General features: G+C 71.3%; 17 protein-coding genes. 14 read left to right on the top strand and 3 right to left on the bottom strand.

Going from position 1 to position 20,509, the window contains the following annotated elements:
- Nucleotides 1–71: 71 nt before the first annotated feature.
- The 7 genes from ACIQPR_RS06845 to ACIQPR_RS06875 all read left to right on the top strand — a co-directional run bounded on the left by ACIQPR_RS06845 (nt 72) and on the right by ACIQPR_RS06875 (nt 8,037).
- Nucleotides 72–1,226: a peptidoglycan-binding protein gene (locus ACIQPR_RS06845; protein WP_403643093.1), complete on the top strand. Its 1,155-nt coding sequence runs from the start codon at nt 72–74 to the stop codon at nt 1,224–1,226.
- 68 nt (nt 1,227–1,294) lie between these two features.
- On the top strand, nt 1,295–1,993 hold the full coding sequence (locus ACIQPR_RS06850) for an ABC transporter ATP-binding protein (RefSeq protein WP_403643096.1): 699 nt from the start codon (nt 1,295–1,297) through the stop codon (nt 1,991–1,993).
- Nucleotides 1,980–3,242: an ABC transporter permease gene (locus tag ACIQPR_RS06855; protein WP_403643099.1), complete on the top strand. Its 1,263-nt coding sequence runs from the start codon at nt 1,980–1,982 to the stop codon at nt 3,240–3,242. The genes ACIQPR_RS06850 and ACIQPR_RS06855 overlap by 14 nt, the downstream gene beginning before the upstream one ends.
- Nucleotides 3,243–3,276: 34 nt before the next feature.
- Complete coding sequence (locus tag ACIQPR_RS06860; protein WP_403643101.1) at nt 3,277–3,879, top strand: hypothetical protein; 603 nt, start codon at nt 3,277–3,279, stop codon at nt 3,877–3,879.
- A gap of 121 nt (nt 3,880–4,000) precedes the next feature.
- Nucleotides 4,001–4,744, top strand: coding sequence for a response regulator transcription factor (locus tag ACIQPR_RS06865; RefSeq protein WP_403643104.1), 744 nt, complete (start codon nt 4,001–4,003; stop codon nt 4,742–4,744).
- Entirely contained in the window at nt 4,737–6,674 is a 1,938-nt protein-coding gene (locus ACIQPR_RS06870) for a sensor histidine kinase (RefSeq protein WP_403643107.1), read from the top strand. The genes ACIQPR_RS06865 and ACIQPR_RS06870 overlap by 8 nt, the downstream gene beginning before the upstream one ends.
- Nucleotides 6,675–7,017: 343 nt before the next feature.
- Entirely contained in the window at nt 7,018–8,037 is a 1,020-nt protein-coding gene (locus ACIQPR_RS06875; RefSeq protein WP_403643108.1) for a DNA-directed RNA polymerase subunit alpha, read from the top strand.
- Nucleotides 8,038–8,433: 396 nt separating this feature from the next.
- On the opposite strand, the gene ACIQPR_RS06880 is transcribed toward ACIQPR_RS06875, so the two are convergent.
- Nucleotides 8,434–10,770, bottom strand: coding sequence for a LuxR C-terminal-related transcriptional regulator (locus ACIQPR_RS06880; protein WP_403644727.1), 2,337 nt, complete (start codon nt 10,768–10,770; stop codon nt 8,434–8,436).
- Between the two features lie 181 nt (nt 10,771–10,951).
- Nucleotides 10,952–12,106 carry a Gfo/Idh/MocA family protein gene (locus ACIQPR_RS06885; RefSeq protein ID WP_403643111.1) on the bottom strand — a complete coding sequence of 385 codons (1,155 nt, stop codon included), beginning with the start codon at nt 12,104–12,106 and terminating at the stop codon, nt 10,952–10,954.
- 120 nt (nt 12,107–12,226) lie between these two features.
- On the opposite strand from ACIQPR_RS06885, the gene ACIQPR_RS06890 reads away from it, so the two are divergent.
- Both ACIQPR_RS06890 and ACIQPR_RS06895 read left to right on the top strand, forming a co-directional pair.
- Complete coding sequence (locus ACIQPR_RS06890) at nt 12,227–13,231, top strand: LacI family DNA-binding transcriptional regulator (RefSeq protein ID WP_403643114.1); 1,005 nt, start codon at nt 12,227–12,229, stop codon at nt 13,229–13,231.
- 186 nt (nt 13,232–13,417) lie between these two features.
- Nucleotides 13,418–14,437, top strand: coding sequence for a glycoside hydrolase family 26 protein (locus ACIQPR_RS06895; RefSeq protein ID WP_403643116.1), 1,020 nt, complete (start codon nt 13,418–13,420; stop codon nt 14,435–14,437).
- 88 nt (nt 14,438–14,525) lie between these two features.
- Here the strand turns inward: ACIQPR_RS06895 and ACIQPR_RS06900 are convergent, their stop codons facing one another.
- Nucleotides 14,526–15,638, bottom strand: coding sequence for an arabinogalactan endo-beta-1,4-galactanase (locus tag ACIQPR_RS06900; RefSeq protein WP_403643119.1), 1,113 nt, complete (start codon nt 15,636–15,638; stop codon nt 14,526–14,528).
- 296 nt (nt 15,639–15,934) lie between these two features.
- Between ACIQPR_RS06900 and ACIQPR_RS06905 the strand changes: the two genes are divergently transcribed.
- From ACIQPR_RS06905 to ACIQPR_RS06925, 5 genes are all read left to right on the top strand, one after another.
- Nucleotides 15,935–16,870 (top strand): ABC transporter ATP-binding protein, encoded by a 936-nt coding sequence (locus tag ACIQPR_RS06905; RefSeq protein WP_403643121.1) that lies wholly within the window; start codon nt 15,935–15,937, stop codon nt 16,868–16,870.
- A complete protein-coding gene (locus ACIQPR_RS06910) occupies nt 16,867–17,712 on the top strand; it encodes an ABC transporter permease (RefSeq protein ID WP_403643123.1) in 846 nt (281 codons plus the stop codon). Before ACIQPR_RS06905 ends, ACIQPR_RS06910 begins: the two co-directional genes overlap by 4 nt.
- 102 nt (nt 17,713–17,814) lie before the next feature.
- The gene (locus ACIQPR_RS06915; protein ID WP_403643125.1) at nt 17,815–19,131 is read left to right on the top strand and encodes a sensor histidine kinase; all 1,317 of its coding nucleotides are present in this window, start codon (nt 17,815–17,817) and stop codon (nt 19,129–19,131) included.
- Nucleotides 19,128–19,820 (top strand): response regulator, encoded by a 693-nt coding sequence (locus tag ACIQPR_RS06920; protein ID WP_403643128.1) that lies wholly within the window; start codon nt 19,128–19,130, stop codon nt 19,818–19,820. Before ACIQPR_RS06915 ends, ACIQPR_RS06920 begins: the two co-directional genes overlap by 4 nt.
- Before the next feature lie 205 nt (nt 19,821–20,025).
- Nucleotides 20,026–20,403, top strand: coding sequence for a hypothetical protein (locus ACIQPR_RS06925; protein WP_403643130.1), 378 nt, complete (start codon nt 20,026–20,028; stop codon nt 20,401–20,403).
- Nucleotides 20,404–20,509 lie beyond the last annotated feature (106 nt).

Here is a 20,509-nt window from a genome sequence, read left to right on the forward strand (position 1 = left end):
CTGTTGAGCCATGTTCACGATCACAGACGGAGGGCGGCGTACGGCCGCCACAGCACGGTCCGAGCGCGGTCATGGCTGAGCGTGCCGCGCCCCGCGGATGGCGTGGCCATGGCCGGGTCGTCCCGACGGTGGTGCTCGGCACCGTGGTGGCCGTCGGCGCGGTCGGTGTCACCGCCGTGGCGGGACACTCGTCCGGCGCCTCCGACTCCCATGCCGCCGCCGCGCCTTCCGTGCGCACCGCCACGGTGACCCGCCGTGACCTGAGCAACAGTCAAACCGCGCAGGGCCACCTGGGATTCGGGCCGGTGACGGAGCTCAAGGGCGCAGGCACGGGCACGTTGACGAAGCTTCCCGCGAACGGGACGACGACCGGGCGCGGCAAGGCGCTCTACCGGGTCGACGACAGACCCGTACCGGTCTTTTACGGGGACACCCCGTTCTTCCGGGACCTGAAGAAGGTCGGGGTGGTCGGAAACGACGTGACCGTGCTGCGGAACAACCTCTCCGCCCTGGGCTACGACGTGGGCCACGACGTGGGCCATGAGGACACGGCGCGGCGATCGGCGGACCGGACGCGGGCGCAGGGTTCGGCGTTCACGGCGTCCCTCGCGTCGGCGCTGAAGAAGTGGCAGCAGGACATGGGCCTGGAGCCGACCGGCGAGCTGAAGACGGGGGACGTGCTCGTGCTGCCCGGGCCCGTACGCGTGAGCAGCGTGAAGGCGCAGGTCGGCGACCCGGTGGCCGAGGACATCCTCGGCTATGTCGCGCCGAAGAAGGTGATCACTGTGCCCGTCGACGCCCAGCAGGTGTCCGCGATCGAACCCGGTGACTCCGTGACCGTCGCGCTGCCCGGACGGGACGTCCCCGGCACGGTGTCGGCGGTCGGCGACCCAGGGCAGAACGACTCCGGGCAGAACGACTCCGCGCAACCGGACGCGGGAGACGGCTCCACGCCCAAGACCGACGTGACGGTCCTGCCGAAGCGGGCGTCGGACGTGGCGGACCTCGATGACGCGGACGTCCAGGTCGAGTTCGTCTCCGAGATCCACAAGAACGTGCTCACGGTGCCGATCGGCGCCCTCCTCGCCCTCAGCGGCGGTGGTTTCGCCGTACAGCGCCCCGACGGTGAACTACTGCGCGTGCGGACCGGCATGTTCGCCACCGGGCTGGTCGAGATCAGCGGCAAGGGCCTCAGCGCGGGCCTCGACGTGGTGGTCGCCTCGTGAGCCCCGTCCAGCCCGTTTACCCCGTGAATCCCCTGCGCCCCGTGAACTGCCCGCCGTCGGACGGCGACATGTCCCGTCCCGTATTGCTCCTGGACCGGGTCGGCCGGAACTTCCCGGGCGGTGTCACCGCGCTGCACGAGGTGTCGTTGTCGATCGACGCGGGCGAACTCCTCGCCGTCGTAGGGCCGTCGGGGTCCGGGAAGTCCACACTGCTCCACCTCATGGGCACGCTGGACCGGCCCAGCAGCGGCCGGGTGGAGATCGGCGGCACCGACGTCACGGCGCTCGACGACCGCCAACTCTCCACCCTGCGGGGCCGCATGCTCGGCTTCGTCTTCCAGCAGTTCCACCTCACAGACGGGCTGACCGCGCTGGAGAACGTGTCAACAGGCCTGCTCTACGCCGGAGTTCCGCGCCGCGACCGACCTGGCCTGGCCGAGGAGGCGCTCGGCCGGGTCGGGCTCGCGCACCGAATCGGTCATCTGCCGCCCCAGCTCTCCGGCGGTGAGCGACAGCGCGTCGCCATCGCGCGCGCACTCGTCCACGGCCCGGCCCTGATCCTCGCCGACGAACCGACCGGCGCGCTCGACACCGCCAACGGGGAGTCGGTCATGGAACTGCTGGCCGAACTCCACCAGGAGGGCACGACCATCGCCGTCATCACCCACGACCGCGACATCGCCGCCGGGTTCCCGCGCCGAGTGGAGATCCGCGACGGACGTCTGACCAGCGACACGCGAAGCGGAGCGACCCATGCCCTCGGATGACCGGACGCAGCCCCTCCGGCGCGCGACCGCCCGCAACGGCCGTGCGCGAACGGCCCAGGTGGTCCGCCTGGGACCCGCCGACCTGATCAGGGTCGGCGTCATGGGACTCCGCATGCGCAAGGTGCGGGCCCTGCTCTCGGCGCTCGGCATCTCGGTGGGCGTCGCCACGCTCGTCCTCGTCACCGCCGTCCCCGCCTCCAGCCAGCAGGCCCTGCTGGACCGGCTGACCGCGCTGGGCACCGACCGGCTCAAGGCCCAGCCCCTGGTCCCCGAGGGACAGAAGCCGATCGAACTGCCGTCACAGGCCGCCGACATGGCCGCGCGGATCGGACCCGTGACGGCCACCAGCGAGGTCGCCAACACCCACCGAACGGTACGGCGCACCGAGGCCGACAACCCCGACGACACCGCCGCGCTGACCGTGCTGGCGACCCGGCCCGATCTGCTCGACCTGGTCGGCGGCTCGGTCCGTACCGGACACTTCATCGACGCCGGAACCGCGGCACTTCCGAGGGTGGTCCTCGGGTACCAGGCCGCCCGGACCCTCGGCTTCGACCGGCTGACGGTCGGCGCGGACGCCCCGTTGCTCCGGCTGGGCGACCGGTGGTTCACCGTGACCGGCATCCTCGACCCGATGCCGCTCGATCCCGACCTGGAACTGTCCGTGTTCGTCGGATGGAGCGCGGCCCGGCGCTATCTGGGCTTCGACGGACATCCCACCGTGGTCTACGCGAAGGCTCCGGACCGCGCGATCGACTCCGTCAAGTCCGTACTCGCCGCGACGGTCTACCCTCCGCTGCCGAGCTTCGTGAGCGTCACCAATCCCTCCGACGCGCTCAAGGCCCAGCGTGCCGCCCGGAGCACCTACTCGACGCTGTACGTCGCGCTGGCCGGCATCGCGCTCGCGGTCGGCGGCATCGGCGTGGCCAACACCATGTACATCTCGGTCCTCGAACGCCGCCGCGAGATCGGCCTGCGGCGCGCCCTGGGCGCCGGCCGCGGGCACATCCGGGGCCAGTTCCTCACCGAGTCGGTGGTGCTGACGCTGCTGGGCGCGTGCGGCGGCGCGGCCATCGGGACGGCCTGTGCCACCGCCTACGCGGTGCTCCAGGGCTGGCCCGTCGTCATCCCCCTCGGCATGTTCGCCGGCGGAGTCGGCGCCGCACTGGCGGTCGGTGTCCTGGCCGGCGTGTATCCGGCCGTCAGCGCGTCGCGGCTCACCCCGACCGAGGCCCTCGCCACCACCTGAACTCCGCTCGATCCTCCAGGGAAAGGACCCGCACATGCCTGTGCACCAGAGCCGATCCGGGCTCGCTCTGCCGTCGCTCGCCGCCGCCGTGCTCCTCGGGGGACTGCTGGTCGGCGGCTGCTCCGGCCCCGACCGACAGACCGCGAAGACGGCCGTGGTCTCGTTGCCGCCGGCCACGGCTACGGCCACGGGTTCGCCGGGCTCTTCCGCTTCCGGCAACGGAAAGTCCGTCTCGCCGGACGACTCGGCGGACGCTTCTCCGGGCGTACAGCTCCGGCTCGACGACACCACCGAGAAACGGCAGCAGATCCGGAAGATCTACGCGAGCTGTCTCGCCGAGAACGGCATGGGGCCGAACGGCCAGGTGAGCGACACCGTACGCACGAAGGCGGAGGCGGCCTGCAAGGACAAGGCCCCGATTCAGCCGCCCGAGCTGGATCCCGCCAGGAATCCGCACTACAACCAGGACGTGGTGGCCGAGGTGAAGTGCCTCAGCGGCCACGGCATTCCGGCGGTGATCGTACCGGCCACCGCCGGCACACCGATGAGCTGGACGCTGACCACCGCCGACGTCCCCGACGACTACCCGCAGATCAACACGGCGTGCCTGGTCGCGTCGTTCGGGTCCGCGTCCTGATGGCGATGACGCGCGGCGGACTCCGCCGCCCCATCGCTTATATTGTCCGTCAGCTTTCCGCTGCCGAGCGCAGGGTGCGAATCGTCCCCTCTCCGGCATGACATCCTCTGGAAAAGCCCGCATGCGCGCAGACATAGTGTTGGCGGAGGACGACGCCGATCAGGCCGAACTGATTCGCCGTTACCTCGAACACGAGGGTCACACCGTCACGGTGGCGGGTGACGGCCGGCTCGCTCTCGACGTGTTGCGCCATCGGCTCCCGGACCTCCTGGTGCTCGACGTGATGATGCCGTGGATCGACGGACTCGACGTGTGCCGCATCATCCGCGCCGATCCACGGCTCGCGCACCTGCCAGTACTGCTGCTGACCGCCAGGTCGTCGGAGGACGACCTCCTGACCGGGCTGGATCTCGGCGCCGACGACTACATGACGAAGCCGTTCAGCCCGCGTGAACTGGTGGCTCGCGTACGGTCGTTGCTGAGGCGCGGCGGATTGACCGCGCCCGCCGTCACGGAGCCGGCGGAACGCGACTCCGTCGTACGGGCGGGTCCCGTGTCGCTCGACGTCGCCCGGCACGAGGTGTACGCGTACGGGCAGCACATCACCTGCACGCCCGGCGAGTTCAAGCTGCTGGAGATGCTCGCCGAACACCCCGGTCACGTGTTGTCGAGAAGTCAGATACTCGAACGGCTGCACGGCTCCGATCCCTTCATCACGCCCAGGACGGTCGACGTGCACGTCATGAATCTGCGCCGCAAGCTGCGCGTGGCCGGCGGCGACGACCGACCGCCCAGCCCGCTGGTGACCGTGTACGGGGTGGGCTACAAGCTCGTGGACGAGCACCCGAAGCCACGCCGTGGCTGACCGCGCGACGATCCCGTTACGACGCAGCCTGCTGATACGTCTGCTCGCGGTGTCGGCCCTCGTCTCGATCTGCTCGATCACGGTGACGGCCTGGGTGGTCCTGCACACCACCGCCGTCGCCCTCGGCGGGGAGCGGGGACAGGCGCTCGCCGACGAGAACCGTGTCTACGACAGCCTGATGGGCTACGCGGCGACCCACACCGGCTGGAGCGGGGTACGGAGCACGGTGGAGCGACTCGGCCGGCAAGCCGGCCACCGAGTGGTTCTGACGGCCGAGGACGGACGGATCCTCGCGGACTCCGACTCCGACTCCGGTTCCGACTCCGGTTCCGACTCCGGCTCCGGTTCCGGCTCCGCACCGGAGCGCGGCCACGTCTTCCAGCCGCCCGCGAAGGCGACCGCCGTCGTCAACCCGCTGTCCGTCGACGCGCGGTTGGGCACCACGGCCCAGGGTGCGGTCGGCGTCCAGTTCCCCGGGACCGTCGGGTCGACGGCACCGGCTATCGACCCCCGGGCGGTCGGCCCCTTCGGGCTCTCCGCCCGGGACGCCCGCCACTTGCGCGTGGTCGCGAACCGCGTGGCGAAGTGCGTGGACGAGGACGCGGGTGTGCGGGCACGCGTCGAACTCCTGCCGAGCGGGCGCCCGCGCGTGATCGTGCCCGGCATCGACGAGGACGGCCTCCTCCTCACCAGGCCGTGCGCCGGAAGCACGCTCAACGAGCCGGTCGCGTCGGAGGTGAAGCCGCTGAAGACGCTCAACTCGCTCGTCAACGCCTGTCTACGGCACCTGAGGACCGGCACGGTGATCCTGAACATCGCCGGAGGCTGGTCGTCCTTCGACACCCCGGCTCCCTCGGGCGAGGCCGTCTCCTCGTGCCTGACGACGAGCCGCGCGCAACAACTCACGCCGTACGTGGCACCGGAGGCGCTGCTGTACGTCGACAGCGACAGCCGTACCGCGTCGACGTTCTTCGACCTGTCCGAGGCGAACCGGTTGAAGATCGCGGGCTGGGCGGCCGTCGTCGTCCTGCTCACCGTGATCGTGACGACCCTGGCGGGCATCCGCCTGGTGCGCCCGCTGCGCATGGTCACCGTGGCGGCCACGCGCATGGAGGACGGTGATCTGACCGCCCGGGTCCCGGTACGGGGCCGCGACGAGGTCGCCCGGCTGTCGGCCGCCTTCAACGCGATGTCCGAGCGCCGCGAGAAACTGGAGGTCCTGCGCCGTGACATGACCAACGACATCGCGCATGAACTGCGCACACCGGTCAGCAACCTCCGCGGCTGGCTCGAAGCGGTGGAGGACGGTCTCGCCCGCCCGGATTCCGCCCTCGTGACGTCACTGCTGGGGCAGGCGCTCCAGTTGCAGCACATCATCGACGACCTGCGGGACCTCTCGGCGGCGGAGGCCGGCGAACTGCGCCTGTCACCGGCTCCGGTGCGGGTCGCCGAACTCCTGCACAGCGTGGTGACGGCCGGCCGGGCGGCGGCCGTCCCGGCCGGTGTCCTGCTGCGCGCCGAGGCCGACCCGTCGATCACGGTCGGCGCCGACCCCGTCCGGCTCCGGCAGATGGTGGACAACCTCGTGTCGAACGCGATCAGACACACACCGGCGGGCGGCACGGTCACGCTCCGCGCCCGCGTCGAACACCGGGACGGCCCCGGCAGCCACGACACGGAGCGACCAGGACCCGGGACGACCGCCGTCGTCATCGACGTGTCCGACACGGGATGCGGGATCGACCCCGCCGAGCTCCCGCACGTCTTCGACCGCTTCTGGCGGGCCGAGAAGTCACGCAACCGGCAGAGCGGCGGCAGCGGCCTCGGGCTGGCGATCGTACGACGCCTGGCCGAGGCGCACGGAGGCTCGGTCACCGTCAGGAGCACGGTCGGCGCCGGGTCGACCTTCACCCTCGACCTGCCGTTGTGAAGGATGTGTCCGGTGGTGTCGACGGCTGTTGGCGTGACCGCGGCGACGGCGTGTAGGGTAAACCGTTGTTCGAAGGCGATGGCAGGGTCCGTCGCGCGGTGGCCGGGACTCGTCACGGCCATCCGGTACAGGTCATGTCGGTCTTCGGACACCCGGCTGAGACCCCACTTCGCGTGGGGTTTTCTGCTTGCCAGGGCCGCCGTGCGGTCGGCCGGCGGACGACATCCCACCTACCGGATCCCACCTACCGGGCGGGCCCGGCGAGGTTCGAAGCGATGTCGACGTATCCTTCTTGAGGTCTACGGCGTCAAATAGTGGGCGCCGAAAATGGAGGCAACACCCCGTGCTCATTGCTCAGCGTCCGTCCCTGACCGAAGAGGTCGTCGACGAGTTCCGTTCCCGGTTCGTGATCGAGCCGCTGGAGCCCGGTTTCGGCTACACCCTCGGCAACTCCCTCCGCCGTACGCTCCTCTCCTCGATCCCGGGTGCGGCGGTCACGTCCATCCGTATCGACGGTGTCCTGCACGAGTTCACCACCGTGCCGGGCGTCAAGGAGGACGTCACCGACCTGATCCTCAACATCAAGCAGCTCGTCGTCAGCAGCGAGCAGGACGAGCCCGTGGTCATGTACCTGCGCAAGCAGGGCCCCGGTCTGGTCACCGCCGCCGACATCGCGCCCCCGGCCGGTGTCGAGGTCCACAACCCCGACCTCGTCCTCGCCACGCTCAACGGCAAGGGCAAGCTGGAGATGGAGCTGACCGTCGAGCGCGGTCGCGGCTACGTCTCCGCCGTCCAGAACAAGCAGGTGGGCCAGGAGATCGGCCGGATCCCGGTCGACTCCATCTACAGCCCCGTGCTGAAGGTCACCTACAAGGTCGAGGCGACGCGTGTCGAGCAGCGCACCGACTTCGACAAGCTGATCGTCGACGTCGAGACCAAGCAGGCGATGCGTCCCCGTGACGCCATGGCCTCGGCGGGCAAGACCCTGGTGGAGCTGTTCGGTCTCGCGCGCGAGCTGAACATCGACGCCGAGGGCATCGACATGGGCCCGTCCCCGACGGACGCCGCCCTGGCCGCCGACCTGGCGCTGCCGATCGAGGAGCTGGAGCTCACGGTCCGCTCCTACAACTGCCTCAAGCGCGAGGGCGTCCACTCCGTGGGCGAACTGCTGGCGCGCTCCGAGGCCGACCTGATGGACATCCGCAACTTCGGTGCGAAGTCCATCGACGAGGTCAAGGCGAAGCTGGCCGGTCTGGGCCTGGGCCTGAAGGACAGCCCTCCCGGATTCGACCCGACCGCCGCGGTCGACACCTTCGCGGCCAACGACGCGGACACCCGGTTCGTGGAGACCGAGCAGTACTAGAACGCGGTACTGAACGCAGTACTGGAACGCGGTAAGCGGTAGGTCCCGGCGCCCCGGTCGAGCAGCAGCCCGACCGGGGCGCCGTGCTGTGCCGGGCCCCAGGGCCTGCTGCTGAGCGCCCGGCACCTCGGGCACCCGTGCCCGAGGGCTGCCCCCGCCGACAGGGGCAGCCCCATGTGAGTACCGCCAGGGGAGGTGCGGTGACGGGCGCCCTGCCATGACAGCCGTGGGGTTGACCAACACTGCCGGCGCCCGCGACGTCCCGTTCCCCTGGCGGTGCGACCAGCCTGCGGTGCCGGGCGGGTGCGGGGGGTGCGAACCCCGCGAGATCGGTGCACCCAGTCGTCGGCACGGCCCCGGAAGGGTGTACCTAGGTATGCGGGGACGGCCGGATACCTACGCCGTCGAGGTGCCCTCCGGCTGTGCCGGGGCCAGGATCTCGGTACGGGAGGTGATCCCCAGCTTGGCGAGGATGTGCTCCACGTGGGCGTCCACGGTGCGTTTGGAGATGACGAGGCGTTCGGCGATCTCCCGGTTGGACAGGCCCCGGGTCACGAGTGCGGCGACCTCGCGTTCGCGGCGGGTGAGGGGATCGGCGGGACGGCCGTCGGCGGTGCCGGGGCGGGGCGCGGGGAGACCGGGCGGTTCGTCGGCGTCCGCCCGTACGGCGTCCAGGAGTTCGCGGCCCGACATCCGGGCCCCCGCCTCCCGCCAGCGCTCGTACGGCTCGTCGCCCAGCGCGGCACGCACCGCCCGCTGCTGGGCCTCCTGCTCCTCCAGCAGCCGGGGCAGTATGCCGACCGGGTCGCCGCCCAGCCGGCGCGCGTGCTCGGCGTAGCCCAGCAGCCAGCAGGCCCTGACGTACCGCCGCTGCCCCGCCGCGTGCCAGGCGAGCCCCAGGGAGGCGAGCGCCGCGACGAGGACCTCGCCGATCTCGCTCGCCGCCTCCAGCCCCCGGCGCAACGCCACCGCGCTCTCCTCCGGCCGCCCGACGAGCCACAGGATGACTCCCTGGACGGTCAGCGTGGACCCGTACAACTGCCGCTCGCCCCGGCCCTCCAGATAGGCCAGCCCCCGCTCGCACCACTCCAGCGCCCGGTCCGTGAAGCCCAACGCCCCGTACAGCAGGGCCCCTTCGTAGTGCACGACACCGATGCCCAGCGCGTCGTCGGCGGCCACCATCCGCGCGCGGACCGCGTCGAGCGCCGCCATTCCCTCCTCGACGGCGCCGCCGAGCACGGTCATGGCGGCCAGATAGCCCTCGCTGAACAGCTCCACCCGGCTCTCGCCGACCCGCCGCGCCATGTCGAGGGCCTGCGGAAACCGGTCCAACGCCGTCTCCAGATCGGCCGTCCACACCCCGAACACCCCGGTCATGAACAGCGCCCAGGCCCGCACCGGGGAGTCCTGTTGGACCGGTCCGAGCCCCTTGTCGATCCAGTACCGGCCCTCGGACAGCGTCCCCGCCGCCCGCCAGTACGCCCCTAGCCGGGTCGCCAGCCACAGCGCGTCCGCGCCCCGGCCCTCGGTGGCACAGCCGTACTCCAGGGCCGCCCGCACATCGGCGATCTCCGCGCGCACCGCGTGGTGCAGCGGGACCTGCGCCGGGCCCACCAGACCGTCCCAGAAACGGCCGACGAGTTCCTCGTAGTACGCGAAGTGCCGTCGCCGTAAGGCCTCCGCGTCCTCGCTCGCCGCGAGCCGCCCGGCGCCGTACTCGCGGATGGTGTCCAGGAGCCGGTAGCGGCCCCCGTCCTCGCCGAGGCGCTGGACGACCGACTTGTCGACCAGGCCGATCAGCGCCTCGACGACCTCCTCGCCGCCCGGGACGCCCGCGCCACCCGGTCCCTCTGCGCCACCCGGGCCGTCCGTGCACACCCGCTCGGCGGCGGCCAGCCCGAAGGAACCGGCGAACACCGACAGCCGTGCCCACAGCAGCTGTTCCTGGGGTGTGCACAGGTCGTAGGACCAGTCGATGGCCGCGCGCAGCGTCTGGTGCCGGGTCAGGGCCGAGCGCCGGCCGCCGGTCAGGACCTCGCAGTGGCGGTCCAGCCGGGCGACGAGTTCCGCGAGCGGTACGGCGCGCAGGCGCACGGCCGCCAGTTCGAGTGCGAGGGGGATGCCGTCGAGGCGGTCGACGAGCGCGAGGACGTGCTCCCGGTCGGCGCCGTCGAGGGCGGGGCCGCCGGTGACGGCGGCGGCCCGCTGGGCGAACAGGTCGACGGCGTCGGCGCGAGCCAGCGGGGCGACCGGCAGACAGTACTCACCGGGCACGTCGAGCGGCTGCCGGCTGGTGGCGAGCACACTCAGGCCGGGAGCCTCGCGCAGCAGGACGTCGCAGAGCATCGCGCACGCGTCGACCAGGTGCTCGCACGTGTCGAGGACGATCAACATCCGCCGCCCGCGCAGGTGTTCCACGATCGCGTCCAGCGGCGTCATCCCGGACTGCTCGGGCAGCTCCAGCACGCCCGCGAGCGTCGGCGGCACCAACTCCGGGTCGCGCAGGGCCGACAGCTCCACCAGCCGCACCCCGTCGGCGAACCGGTCGGTGACCGCGCGGGCCGCCCGCAACGCCGTACGGCTCTTGCCGACACCGCCCGGACCGACCAGCGTGACCAGCCGCGAACGCGCCAACTCGGCCTGTAGCGAGGCGAGTTCGGCGGTGCGTCCGACGAAGCTGGTCAACTCGACGGGGAGTTGACCGCCGCGCCGCTGTCCGAAGCCGTATCCCATGCCGCCCCCATACCCGTCCGCCATCGGTCACCACAGCGTAGGCGAGTGACTCCCGAGCGTGAACGGTAATCGAGTCCGGCGGGTGGACGCGAGATCGCGCCGGTGGCTCAGTGCGGGGGCGCGCAGGTCGGCGTGCGCGCGCACCCCTCGCGCCGGTCTCAGCGGGTGCCGCCCACGTCGCTCACGCCGGGCTCTCCCAGCCGCCGCTCTCGACCGAACGCACCATGGCGTCCAGTACGGCCGCGCTGTGCACGGCGTCCGGGACGGTGGCGCCGTAGGGCTTGCCCTCGGCGACGGAGCGCAGGAAGCGGTACGCCTCGATCACCTTGAGGTCGTCGTAGCCCATCGCGTTGGCCGCGCCCGGCTGGAAGGCGCCGAACTCGCCGTCGCCCGGGCCGACATACACGGTGGTGACGGGCTGGTCCTGGTACGAGGTGCCCCGGCTGACGGCCAGTTCGTTCATCCGGCGGAAGTCCCAGAACACCGCGCCCTTGGTGCCGTGCACCTCGAAGCCGTAGTTGTTCTGCTCGCCGACCGAGACCCGGCACGCCTCCAGGACACCCCGGGCGCCGGAGGCGAAACGCAGCAGGCAGTTGACGTAGTCCTCGTTCTCCACCGGGCCCGACTCGCCGCCCGTGGCCAGCGCGTGGCCCGCGGTCGCGCCCGTGGGGCGGGCCCGCCGCGGCAGGAAGATCGCGGTGTCGGCGGTGAGGGAGGCGATGTCGCCGAGCAGGAAGCGGGCGAGGTCGGCGCCGTGCGAGGCCAGGTCGCCGAGGACTCCGTGGCCGCCGCGCTCCAGCTCGTAGCGCCAGGTCAGGGCGCCGTCCGGGTGGGCCGCGTAGTCGCTGAACAGGCGGACGCGGATGTGGGTGAGCGTGCCCAGCTCGCCCGAGGCGATCAGGTCGCGGGCGGCCTCCACGGCGGGCGCGTTGCGGTAGTTGAAGCCGACCGCGCCCTGCACGCCCGCCTTGGCGACCGCGTCGGACACGGCGGAGGCGTCCGCCGTGGACAGGCCCACCGGCTTCTCGATCCAGATGTGCTTGCCCGCCTCGGCCATCGCGACACCGATCTCGCGGTGCAGGAAGTTCGGCGCGGTGATGCTCACCGCCCGCACGCGCGGGTCGGCCACGACATCGCGCCAGTCGCGGGTGGTGGCGGCGAAACCGAACTGCTCGGCGGCCTGCTCGGCCCGCCCGGGCACGTCCTCGGCGACCGTCACGAGCTCCGGCCGCAGCGTGAGCTGCGGAAAGTGGTGCGGGACCCGGGCGTACGCCTGGGTGTGCACCCGCCCCATCCATCCGAAGCCCACGACGGCTACACCCAGCGAGGTCACCATGACTGCCCTTCTTTGGACCGGTCCATAAGCTGTTCCCGCCACCCTGAAACGCATACGTCCTTATGTCAATACCTTTAGCTGCCTTTGACAGCCGACCGGAGCGCGTGGAACGGTCCAACCATGAGAGCACCGACCATCCGAGATGTCGCCGAACGCGCCGGTGTGTCGAAGTCCCTGGTCTCCCTGGTGCTGCGCGGCTCCGAACAGGTGCGGCCCGAGAAACGGCAGGCCGTGCTCAGTGCCGTCGAGGAGCTCGGCTACCGGCCCAACGCCGCCGCCCGCAGCCTCAGCGAGCGCCGCACCCGCTCGGTCGGCGTCCTCCTCAACGACCTGCGCAACCCCTGGTTCGTGGAACTCCTCGACGGCCTCGGCTCCCGGCTCCACGAGCGCGGCCTGCACCTGCTGCTCGCCGACGGCCGCCTCAACCGGCGCCTCGACGACGACCTCTCCCGCACCTTCACGGAACTGCGCGTCGACGGACTCGTCGCGGTCGGCACCCTCCCCGCCACGGACGAACTGCGCGCCGCCGCCACCCACATCCCGACCGTGGTCGCGGGCGCCCGCGAGCCGGTGCTGCCGCACGTCGACGTCGTCGCGGGCGACGACGCGCACGGCGCGCGCCTGGCCACCGAGCACCTCGTCGACCTCGGCCACCGCCGCATCGCCCACATCGCGGGCCACGGCGTCGTCGGCGAACTGCGCCGCACCGCCTTCGAGACGGTCGTGCGCGAACACGGCCTGACCGACCTCGCGCGGGTCGAACAGGGCGACCTCACCGAGGAGGGCGGCTACCGCGCCATGGTCCGCCTGCTCCACACCCCCGAACCACCCACCGCCGTCTTCGCCTTCAACGACATCGCCTGCGTCGGCGCCCTGTCGGCCGCCGAGGAGTCGGGCCTGCGGGTCCCGCACGACCTCTCCCTCGTCGGCTACGACAACACCTACCTGGCCCGCCTACGACACCTGTGGCTCACCACCGTCGACAACGCCAGCCACGACATCGGCCGCCGCGCCGCCCAACTCCTCCTGGACCGGATGACGACCCCGACCCGCCCGGCCGAGACAGTCCTCTCCCCACCGACCCTCCAGGTACGCGGCACCACGGGCCCACCCTCGACGCCGTAGGCCTGGCACGGGGATGATCGGCACGGTGCCGATCGAAATCGCACCGCTTCCCACCCCCCGTTCCACGACTTCGCCCGCATGTCCGGAATAGGTCGCTACATCGTCCTCTGCCCCGCGCTGGTACCTTGCTCGGGCGTCGGAGCCGTCCGGCGCCCCATCGCACCCGGGAAGAAGGGGAGGCGTCCAGTGGCCCCGCGCGGGACGCGCCGCAGGTCGGCGGCACTGTTCACCTTCGTCCTCGGGCTCGTCCTGCTGGCCGGACCTGGCTGTGTGCCCGGTGGCGAACCCCCGCCCCCGCCCCCGCCCGTGCGGGCGGCCCCGGCGGACCCGTCCGGGCCGTCGACCGCCTACGGCGCCTATGTCGGCTACGGTCCCGAAGCGGTGCGCAGGGTCGCGGAGTTCGGGGCCTGGCTCGGCCGGTCCGAACCCCGGGTCGGTCACGCGTATCTGCCCGGTGACACCTGGGCCGGCATCGAGGGTGCCACCGGCGACCTGGAACAGTGGGCCGCGTGGCGCCGGGACCGCCAGGACCGGCTGCTGGTGCTCAACGTCCCGATGCTGGACCGCAGCGAGGCCCATCTGTCCGACGACGTGGTCCGCGCCGAGTTGGGGGACGGAGCGGGCGGACGCTACGACGACCACTTCCTCGCGCTCGCCCGCCGACTGGTCGATCTCGGCGTCCCCGACACCGAGATCGTCCTCGGCTGGGAGATGAACGGCACCACCTACACCCACCGTTGCGCGCCCGACCCCACGTCCTGGAAGCGGTACTGGGCGCGTATCGTCACCGCGATGCGCTCCGTCCCCGGCCAGCGCTTCCGCTTCGACTTCACCCCGAACCGCGGCCACGACGCGATCCCCTGGCCCGACTGCTACCCCGGCGACGCCTACGTCGACGTCATCGGCATGGACGCCTACGACGCCCCCCGAGGCCTGTCCTTCACCGACCAACTGACCGAGCCGTACGGCCTGTTGGCGCAGGTCGACTTCGCCCGCGCCCACCACAAGCCCATCGCCTACCCGGAGTGGGGACTGTTCGACAACGGCGACAACCCCGCCTACATGGGCGGCATGCTCACCTGGATGGCGGCGCAGCACCCCCTCTACCAGACCATCAGCGACTACTGCCCGCACGGAGTGTGGCGCTGTCGCGCCAACCCCAAGTCCGCCGCCGTATACCGCGCGCTGACGGATCGTCTGTCCTGAGCGCTGATCGCCGAGTGGTGGCGGGAGCGAGCGGCGCCGCCCGTCCGCCGGACGGGCGGCGCCTTTCGCGGGGCGTCGAACTACCCCGCTACGCCGTCCACTTCACGTTCGGATTCACCTGGCCGGTCCAGTTGAAGATCGCCATGTTGTCCCAACCGTCGCCGCTGGTCGCGATGTTGGCCGGGTCCCAGCCGTTGCCCGTGACCGCGTACCAGGTCGGCTCCCAGTAGAAGACGCCGATCGCACCCGCGCTGCGCGCCGTGTTCTGCACGGCGGTGAACTCCGCGCCCTGGCCCGCCCAGGTGAGCGGATAGCCGGAGCAGCCCGACGTCACCGAGTTCGCCGTACTGTCCGCGTCGGACGACGTGAACGGATAGGCCGTCTCCGCGATGATGACGTCCTTGCCGTAGCGGGACTTCATGTCCGAGACGACGCTGCCCATGTTGGCCAGCGTGCCGTGCCACATGCAGTAGTAACTCAGCCCGGTGATGTCCCAGTTGACGCCCTGCGCCTTGATGCCGTCGTAGAACCAGCGCGCGTTGGAGTCGCTGTCCGCGTCGGCGGTGTGGATGATCACCTGGGTGGAACTGTTGCACGCCTTGGTCGCGTTGTAGCCCGACTTCAGGAGCAGTCCGAGGTTGGTGAAGTCGTTGTTGACGACCTTGCCGTCGTCCCACAGCATGCCGACGTTGATCTCGTTGCCGATCTGCACGCTGTCCGGGGTGGTGCCCTGGGACTTGAGGCTGTTGCAGACGTCGTAGGTGTAGTTGTAGACGTCGGTCTGCAGTGCGCTGATGCCGTGGCTCGCCCAGGCCGCCGGCTTGTACTGCTTGCCCGGGTCGGCCCAGGTGTCGGAGTAGTGGAAGTCGATCAGCAGTTTGAGGCCCTTGGCCTTGACCTGCTTCGCGTAGGCCAGCACCTTCGCCTTGTTGTTGTAGCCGCTGGCGGGGTTGTTCCAGATCCGCAGGCGTACGTAGTTGACGCCGGCGCCCTTGAGGATGTCGAGCGGGTCCTTGGCGGTCCCGGTGGAGTCGTAGTACTTGGCGCCGAGATCGATCGCGCGCTGGGCGGAGGAGACGTCGGCGCCGAGCATCGTGAGCGAGTTCGCGGCGGCGGCGTCCGTGGGGGTGAGCATCGCCGCCGGGAGGGCGACTGCGGCCAGCAGCAGGGCGGCCTTCACTATGCGGCCCGGGATTTTCACGGTGTACCCGACCTCCTTGGGTCGACTGACATGCGCATGCGGTTGGTTCTGAGAACGTTCACAGTAAGAGAGGTAACAGGCACTGTAAATATGTGTGACGGTTGCATTTCCCGCAGTTGGTGGACGTGAAGTGTGTGTTTGTGGAGTGGGAACGTACACAACTCGCTGAGTGGTGTCGTACCGAGGTACTACGCCCGGCCCCGCAACGGCCCCTCGGTACGACGGGTTCGGGGCCCCCTCCCTCCTAGCGTTTCCGGTGTCCGGCAGGGGCCGTGACCCGAGCGTGAGGGAAGCCGATGATCGAGGCGCAACAGCTGACGAAGCGGTACGGGGAGAAGACGGCGGTCGACCGGCTGGACTTCGTCGTCAAGCCGGGCACGGTCACCGGCTTCCTGGGGCCCAACGGCGCCGGGAAGTCCACCACGATGCGCATGATCGTCGGCCTGGACGCGCCCACCGCGGGCACCGTCACGGTCAACGGCAAGCCCTACGCCGAGCACACCGCGCCCCTCCAGGAGGTCGGCGCGCTCCTGGAGGCCAAGTCGATCCACCCGGGCCGCTCGGCCTTCGACCACCTGATGGCACAGGCCCACACGCACGGCATCCCGCGCCGCCGCGTCGATGAGGTCATCGAGCTGACGGGCCTGCGGTCCGTGGCCAGGAAGCGGGCCGGGGCCTTCTCCCTCGGCATGGGGCAGCGGCTCGGCATCGCCGCCGCGCTGCTCGGCGACCCGGCGACCGTGATGCTCGACGAACCGGTCAACGGCCTCGACCCCGAAGGGGTGTTGTGGATCCGCAACCTGCTGACCGGGCTCGCCGCGGAGGGACGTACCGTCTTCGTCTCCTCGCACCTGATGAGCGAGATGGCACTGGTCGCCGACCACCTGATCATCGTCGGACGCGGACGGCTGCTGGCCGACACCACCGTGCGGGACCTGGTCCGGCAGGCGGGCGGCGACACCGTCACCGTGGCCTCCGAGCAGCCCGTCCGGCTGCGCGAGGTGCTGGCCGGACCCGGTGTGGAGATCACCGGCGCGGTCGGCTCCGAGGAACTGCACGTCACCGGGCTGAGCGCGCGGGCCATCGGCATCAGGGCCGCCGAGCACCGCATCCCCCTCTTCGAACTCAGCGCGCGCACCGTCTCGTTGGAGCAGGCGTTCATGGACCTGACCCGGGACGCCGTCGAGTACCACGGCACCACCACCGTCGACACCCCCGGGAGGGCCGCGTGAGCACCGCCACCACGACCGACACCGCCGCACCCGCGGACCTGCGCCCGACCCGTCCGGCGTACAAGGTCACCGGGCGCCGCGTGCTGCGCTCCGAGTGGGCCAAGCTGTGGTCCCTGCGCTCCACCTGGATCACCCTGGGCCTCGGCCTGCTGTTCCTGATCGCGTTCGGCCTGATCGCCGCCGCGCACTACAAGTCCGACTACGGATCAGGGCACTTGAGGCCCGACGACGCCCACGACACCGCCCTCGACCTCTCCCTGTTCGGCACGAACTTCGCGCAGCTCGCCCTCGGGGTGCTGGGCGTCCTGGTCACCGCGGGCGAGTACTCGACCGGCATGATCCGCTCCACGCTGGCCGCCGTACCGCGCCGGCTGCCGGTGCTGTGGTCCAAGGCCCTGGTGTTCGGCGCGGTCGCGCTCGGCGTCTCCCTCGTCGGCGTGTTCGTCGCGTTCCCGATCGTCGGCGGCATCGTCTCCGGCACCCCCGCCGCCCTCGCGTTCGGGCACTCCGGGGTCCTGCGCAGTCTGCTCGGCGCCGGTCTCTACCTCGGCCTGGTCGGTGTGATCGGCACCGCGCTGGGCGCGTGGCTGCGCTCGGTGGCGGGCGGCATCTCGGTCCTGGTCGCCTCGCTGATGCTGGTGCCCGGACTGATCTCGCTGCTGCCCAGTTCCTGGCAGGACGACATCAACCCCTATCTGCCGAGCAACGCCGGCCAGGCGATGTTCGCGCTGACCCACGACTCGACGACCCTCTCGCCCGGCGCCGGACTCCTGGTCTTCGCCGGCTGGACGGCGCTCGCGCTGGCCGGCGCCGCCCACCGCCTGGCGCGGACCGACGCCTGAGCCGCGGAAACGGCATCCGGCCCGGCCGCCGGCCGGATGCCGCTTCCGCGCGGAGCGCCACAATGGACAGGTGACCTCCATGGACCCGGACCGGTGACACCGATGAGCCCCGACGACCCCGCCCGCGCGCCGCTCGCGGAGACGGACCTCCCGTGGAGCCACCCCGTGGCCGGCGGGCTGTCCCGGTTCGGCCGCCGGGTCAAGCAGGGCGACCGGCGCCACCCCTGGGTGCTGGACACGGCGCTGATCGTCCTGGTCGTACTGATGTTCTGCCTGCCGGACCTGCTGGACGACGACCACGGCCGACGACGCGGCTTCGACAACAGCTTCATCCATCTGCCCTGGCCCGCCACCGTCGCCCTCCAGGCCGGACTGGTGCTGCCCCTGCTGTGGCGGCGGCGCAGACCGACCCTCGCCTTCGCGCTGATCGCCGCGGTCTTCTTCGTCCAGGCCGCGCTGGGCGTCTGGCTGCGCGCCGACGTCGCCCTGCTGATCTCCCTCTACAGCCTGGTCCTGCACGGGCAGTTGCGGCGGGTGCCCGCCGCCTGCGCGGTCGCGCTGGCCGCCCTGGGGCTGTTCACGCTCCGGCTGCCGTCCCAAGTGCCGTTCCTGGACGCCCTGTTCGTCCTGTTCAGCACCGTCACCGCGGCTGTCGCGCTCGGCTTCGTGGTGCGTATCCGACGTGCCCAGCTCGCCGTGCTGCGCGACCGCGCGGCCCGCCTGGAGGTCGAGCGCGACCAGCGCAGCAGACTCGCCGCCGCCGCCGAACGCACCCGGGTGGCACGGGAGATGCACGACATCATCGGCCACAACCTTTCCGTCATCATCACCCTCGCCGACGGCGGCGCCTACGCCACCGACCTCGCCCCCGAACGCGGAAAGCAGGCACTGCTCCTCATCGGCGACACCGGCCGCCAGGCGCTCGGCGAACTCCGGCGCATGCTGGGCGTGTTGCGCGTCCAGAGCCCCACCCCGCACGCCCCCGAACTCAGCCCGCAGCCGGGGGTCGCCGACCTCGACGCCCTGTGCGCCCGCATCCGCGCGGCCGGTCCGCAGGTCGTGTACCGCACCGGCGGCGACCCGGCCGCCCTGGACCGGGGGGTCCAGCTCGCCGTGTACCGCATCGTGCAGGAGGCCCTGACCAACGCCCTCAAGCACGCGGGCCACGACACCCGCGTCGAGCTCACGGTCGTAGTGGAAGACACCCGCGTGCTCATCGACTGCCACGACACCGGCCCCGGCACGGCCGGCACCCGACCCGCACCGAGCCACGACGAAGGACACGGACTCGCCGGCATGAGAGAACGCGCCGCCCTCTACCACGGCACCGTCACCACCGGCCCCGCCCCCGGCGGCGGCTGGACGGTCCGGGCCGTCCTCGACCTCACCCCGCTCGACGCGATCGGGCCGGCCGTATGACGACCGTGCTCATCGTGGACGACCAGCCCCTCCAACGGCTCGGATTCCGCATGCTGCTGGAGGCCAACCCCGACACCGAGGTGGTCGGCGAGGCCGGGCACGGCGGCGAGGCGGTGCGGATGGCCGCCGAACTACGCCCCGACGTGATCCTGATGGACGTACGGATGCCCGGCATGGACGGCATCGAGGCCACCCGCCGGGTCGTCGCGGCCGGCGACCGCTCCCGCGTCCTGATCCTCACCACCTTCGACCTCGACGAGTACGCCCACGAGGCCCTGCGCGCGGGAGCCAGCGGCTTCCTCCTCAAGGACGCCCACCCCGAGGAACTCCTCGCCGGCATCCGCGCGGTGGCCTCCGGCGACGCGGTCATCGCGCCCGCCCTCACCCGCCGCCTGCTCGATGCCTACGCCCAGCACCTGCCGAAACACGCGCCGCGGGCCCCGGACCGGGCTCCGGCGGCGGACGACCCCCGCATCAGCTCGCTCACCGAACGCGAGCGCGAGATCCTGCTCGCCATCGGCCAGGGCTGGACCAACGGCGAGATCGCCGAGCGCCTCTTCGTCTCCGAGTCCACGGTGAAGACCCACGTCGGCCGCGTCCTGGCGAAGGTCGGCGCCCGCGACCGGATCCAGGCGGTGATCCTCGCCTACGACCTCGGCCTCGCCCGCCCCAACTCGTCCGACCAGTAGGCCGGGGCGTCCGCCGCCTGGCCCGAAAGAGTGCCCCACCGGTTGCCCGCCGACCGGTGAAACCCCTGCTCACACCGGGTTTCCCACCCATCAGGCCGACGGGCAACAGGAAACCCGTCGACCCCACGACAGCCCGGGGACAGGCTTCTCTCCGTCAGCACGAAGCACGTCCTGCCACGACGCAGGAGTCCCATTAGGGGGATACATGCGCAAGATGTTGGGTGCCGCCGCCGCGTTCGCCACCGCCGCCGTCACGGTGGTCGCGATGAGCGGAGCGGCCCAGGCGAAGCCCGCCGACGGGCCCTCGTGGGACGGGTGTCCGTCCGGAGCGGTCTGCATCTACGGCGAGGGAGTCGTCCCCGCGAACAACCCGCACCCGACCGACGTGTACTACAGCTACGGCGCCCACAACCTCAGCAACCAGACCGGACAGCACTGGATCCTCAACCACCAGACCGGCGGCGCGTCCGTGAGCCTGTGCAACGGCTACAACGGCACGAACTGCACCGAGACCATCGCCCAGGACAACGGCCTGCTCCGCAACTTCACCCCCATCAACTCCATCGTCCTCAACCGCCCGTAGGGGGACCCTCCACCACGGGGGAGCACTGCCGGGACCGGTCCCCACACCGGTCCCGGCAGTCCCGCTTTCGTCTCTCCGGGTGAAAATCCTGTCTTCGCGTCCGACC

Source organism: Streptomyces sp. NPDC091280 (genome assembly GCF_044768565.1).
Classification (GTDB): domain Bacteria; phylum Actinomycetota; class Actinomycetes; order Streptomycetales; family Streptomycetaceae; genus Streptomyces.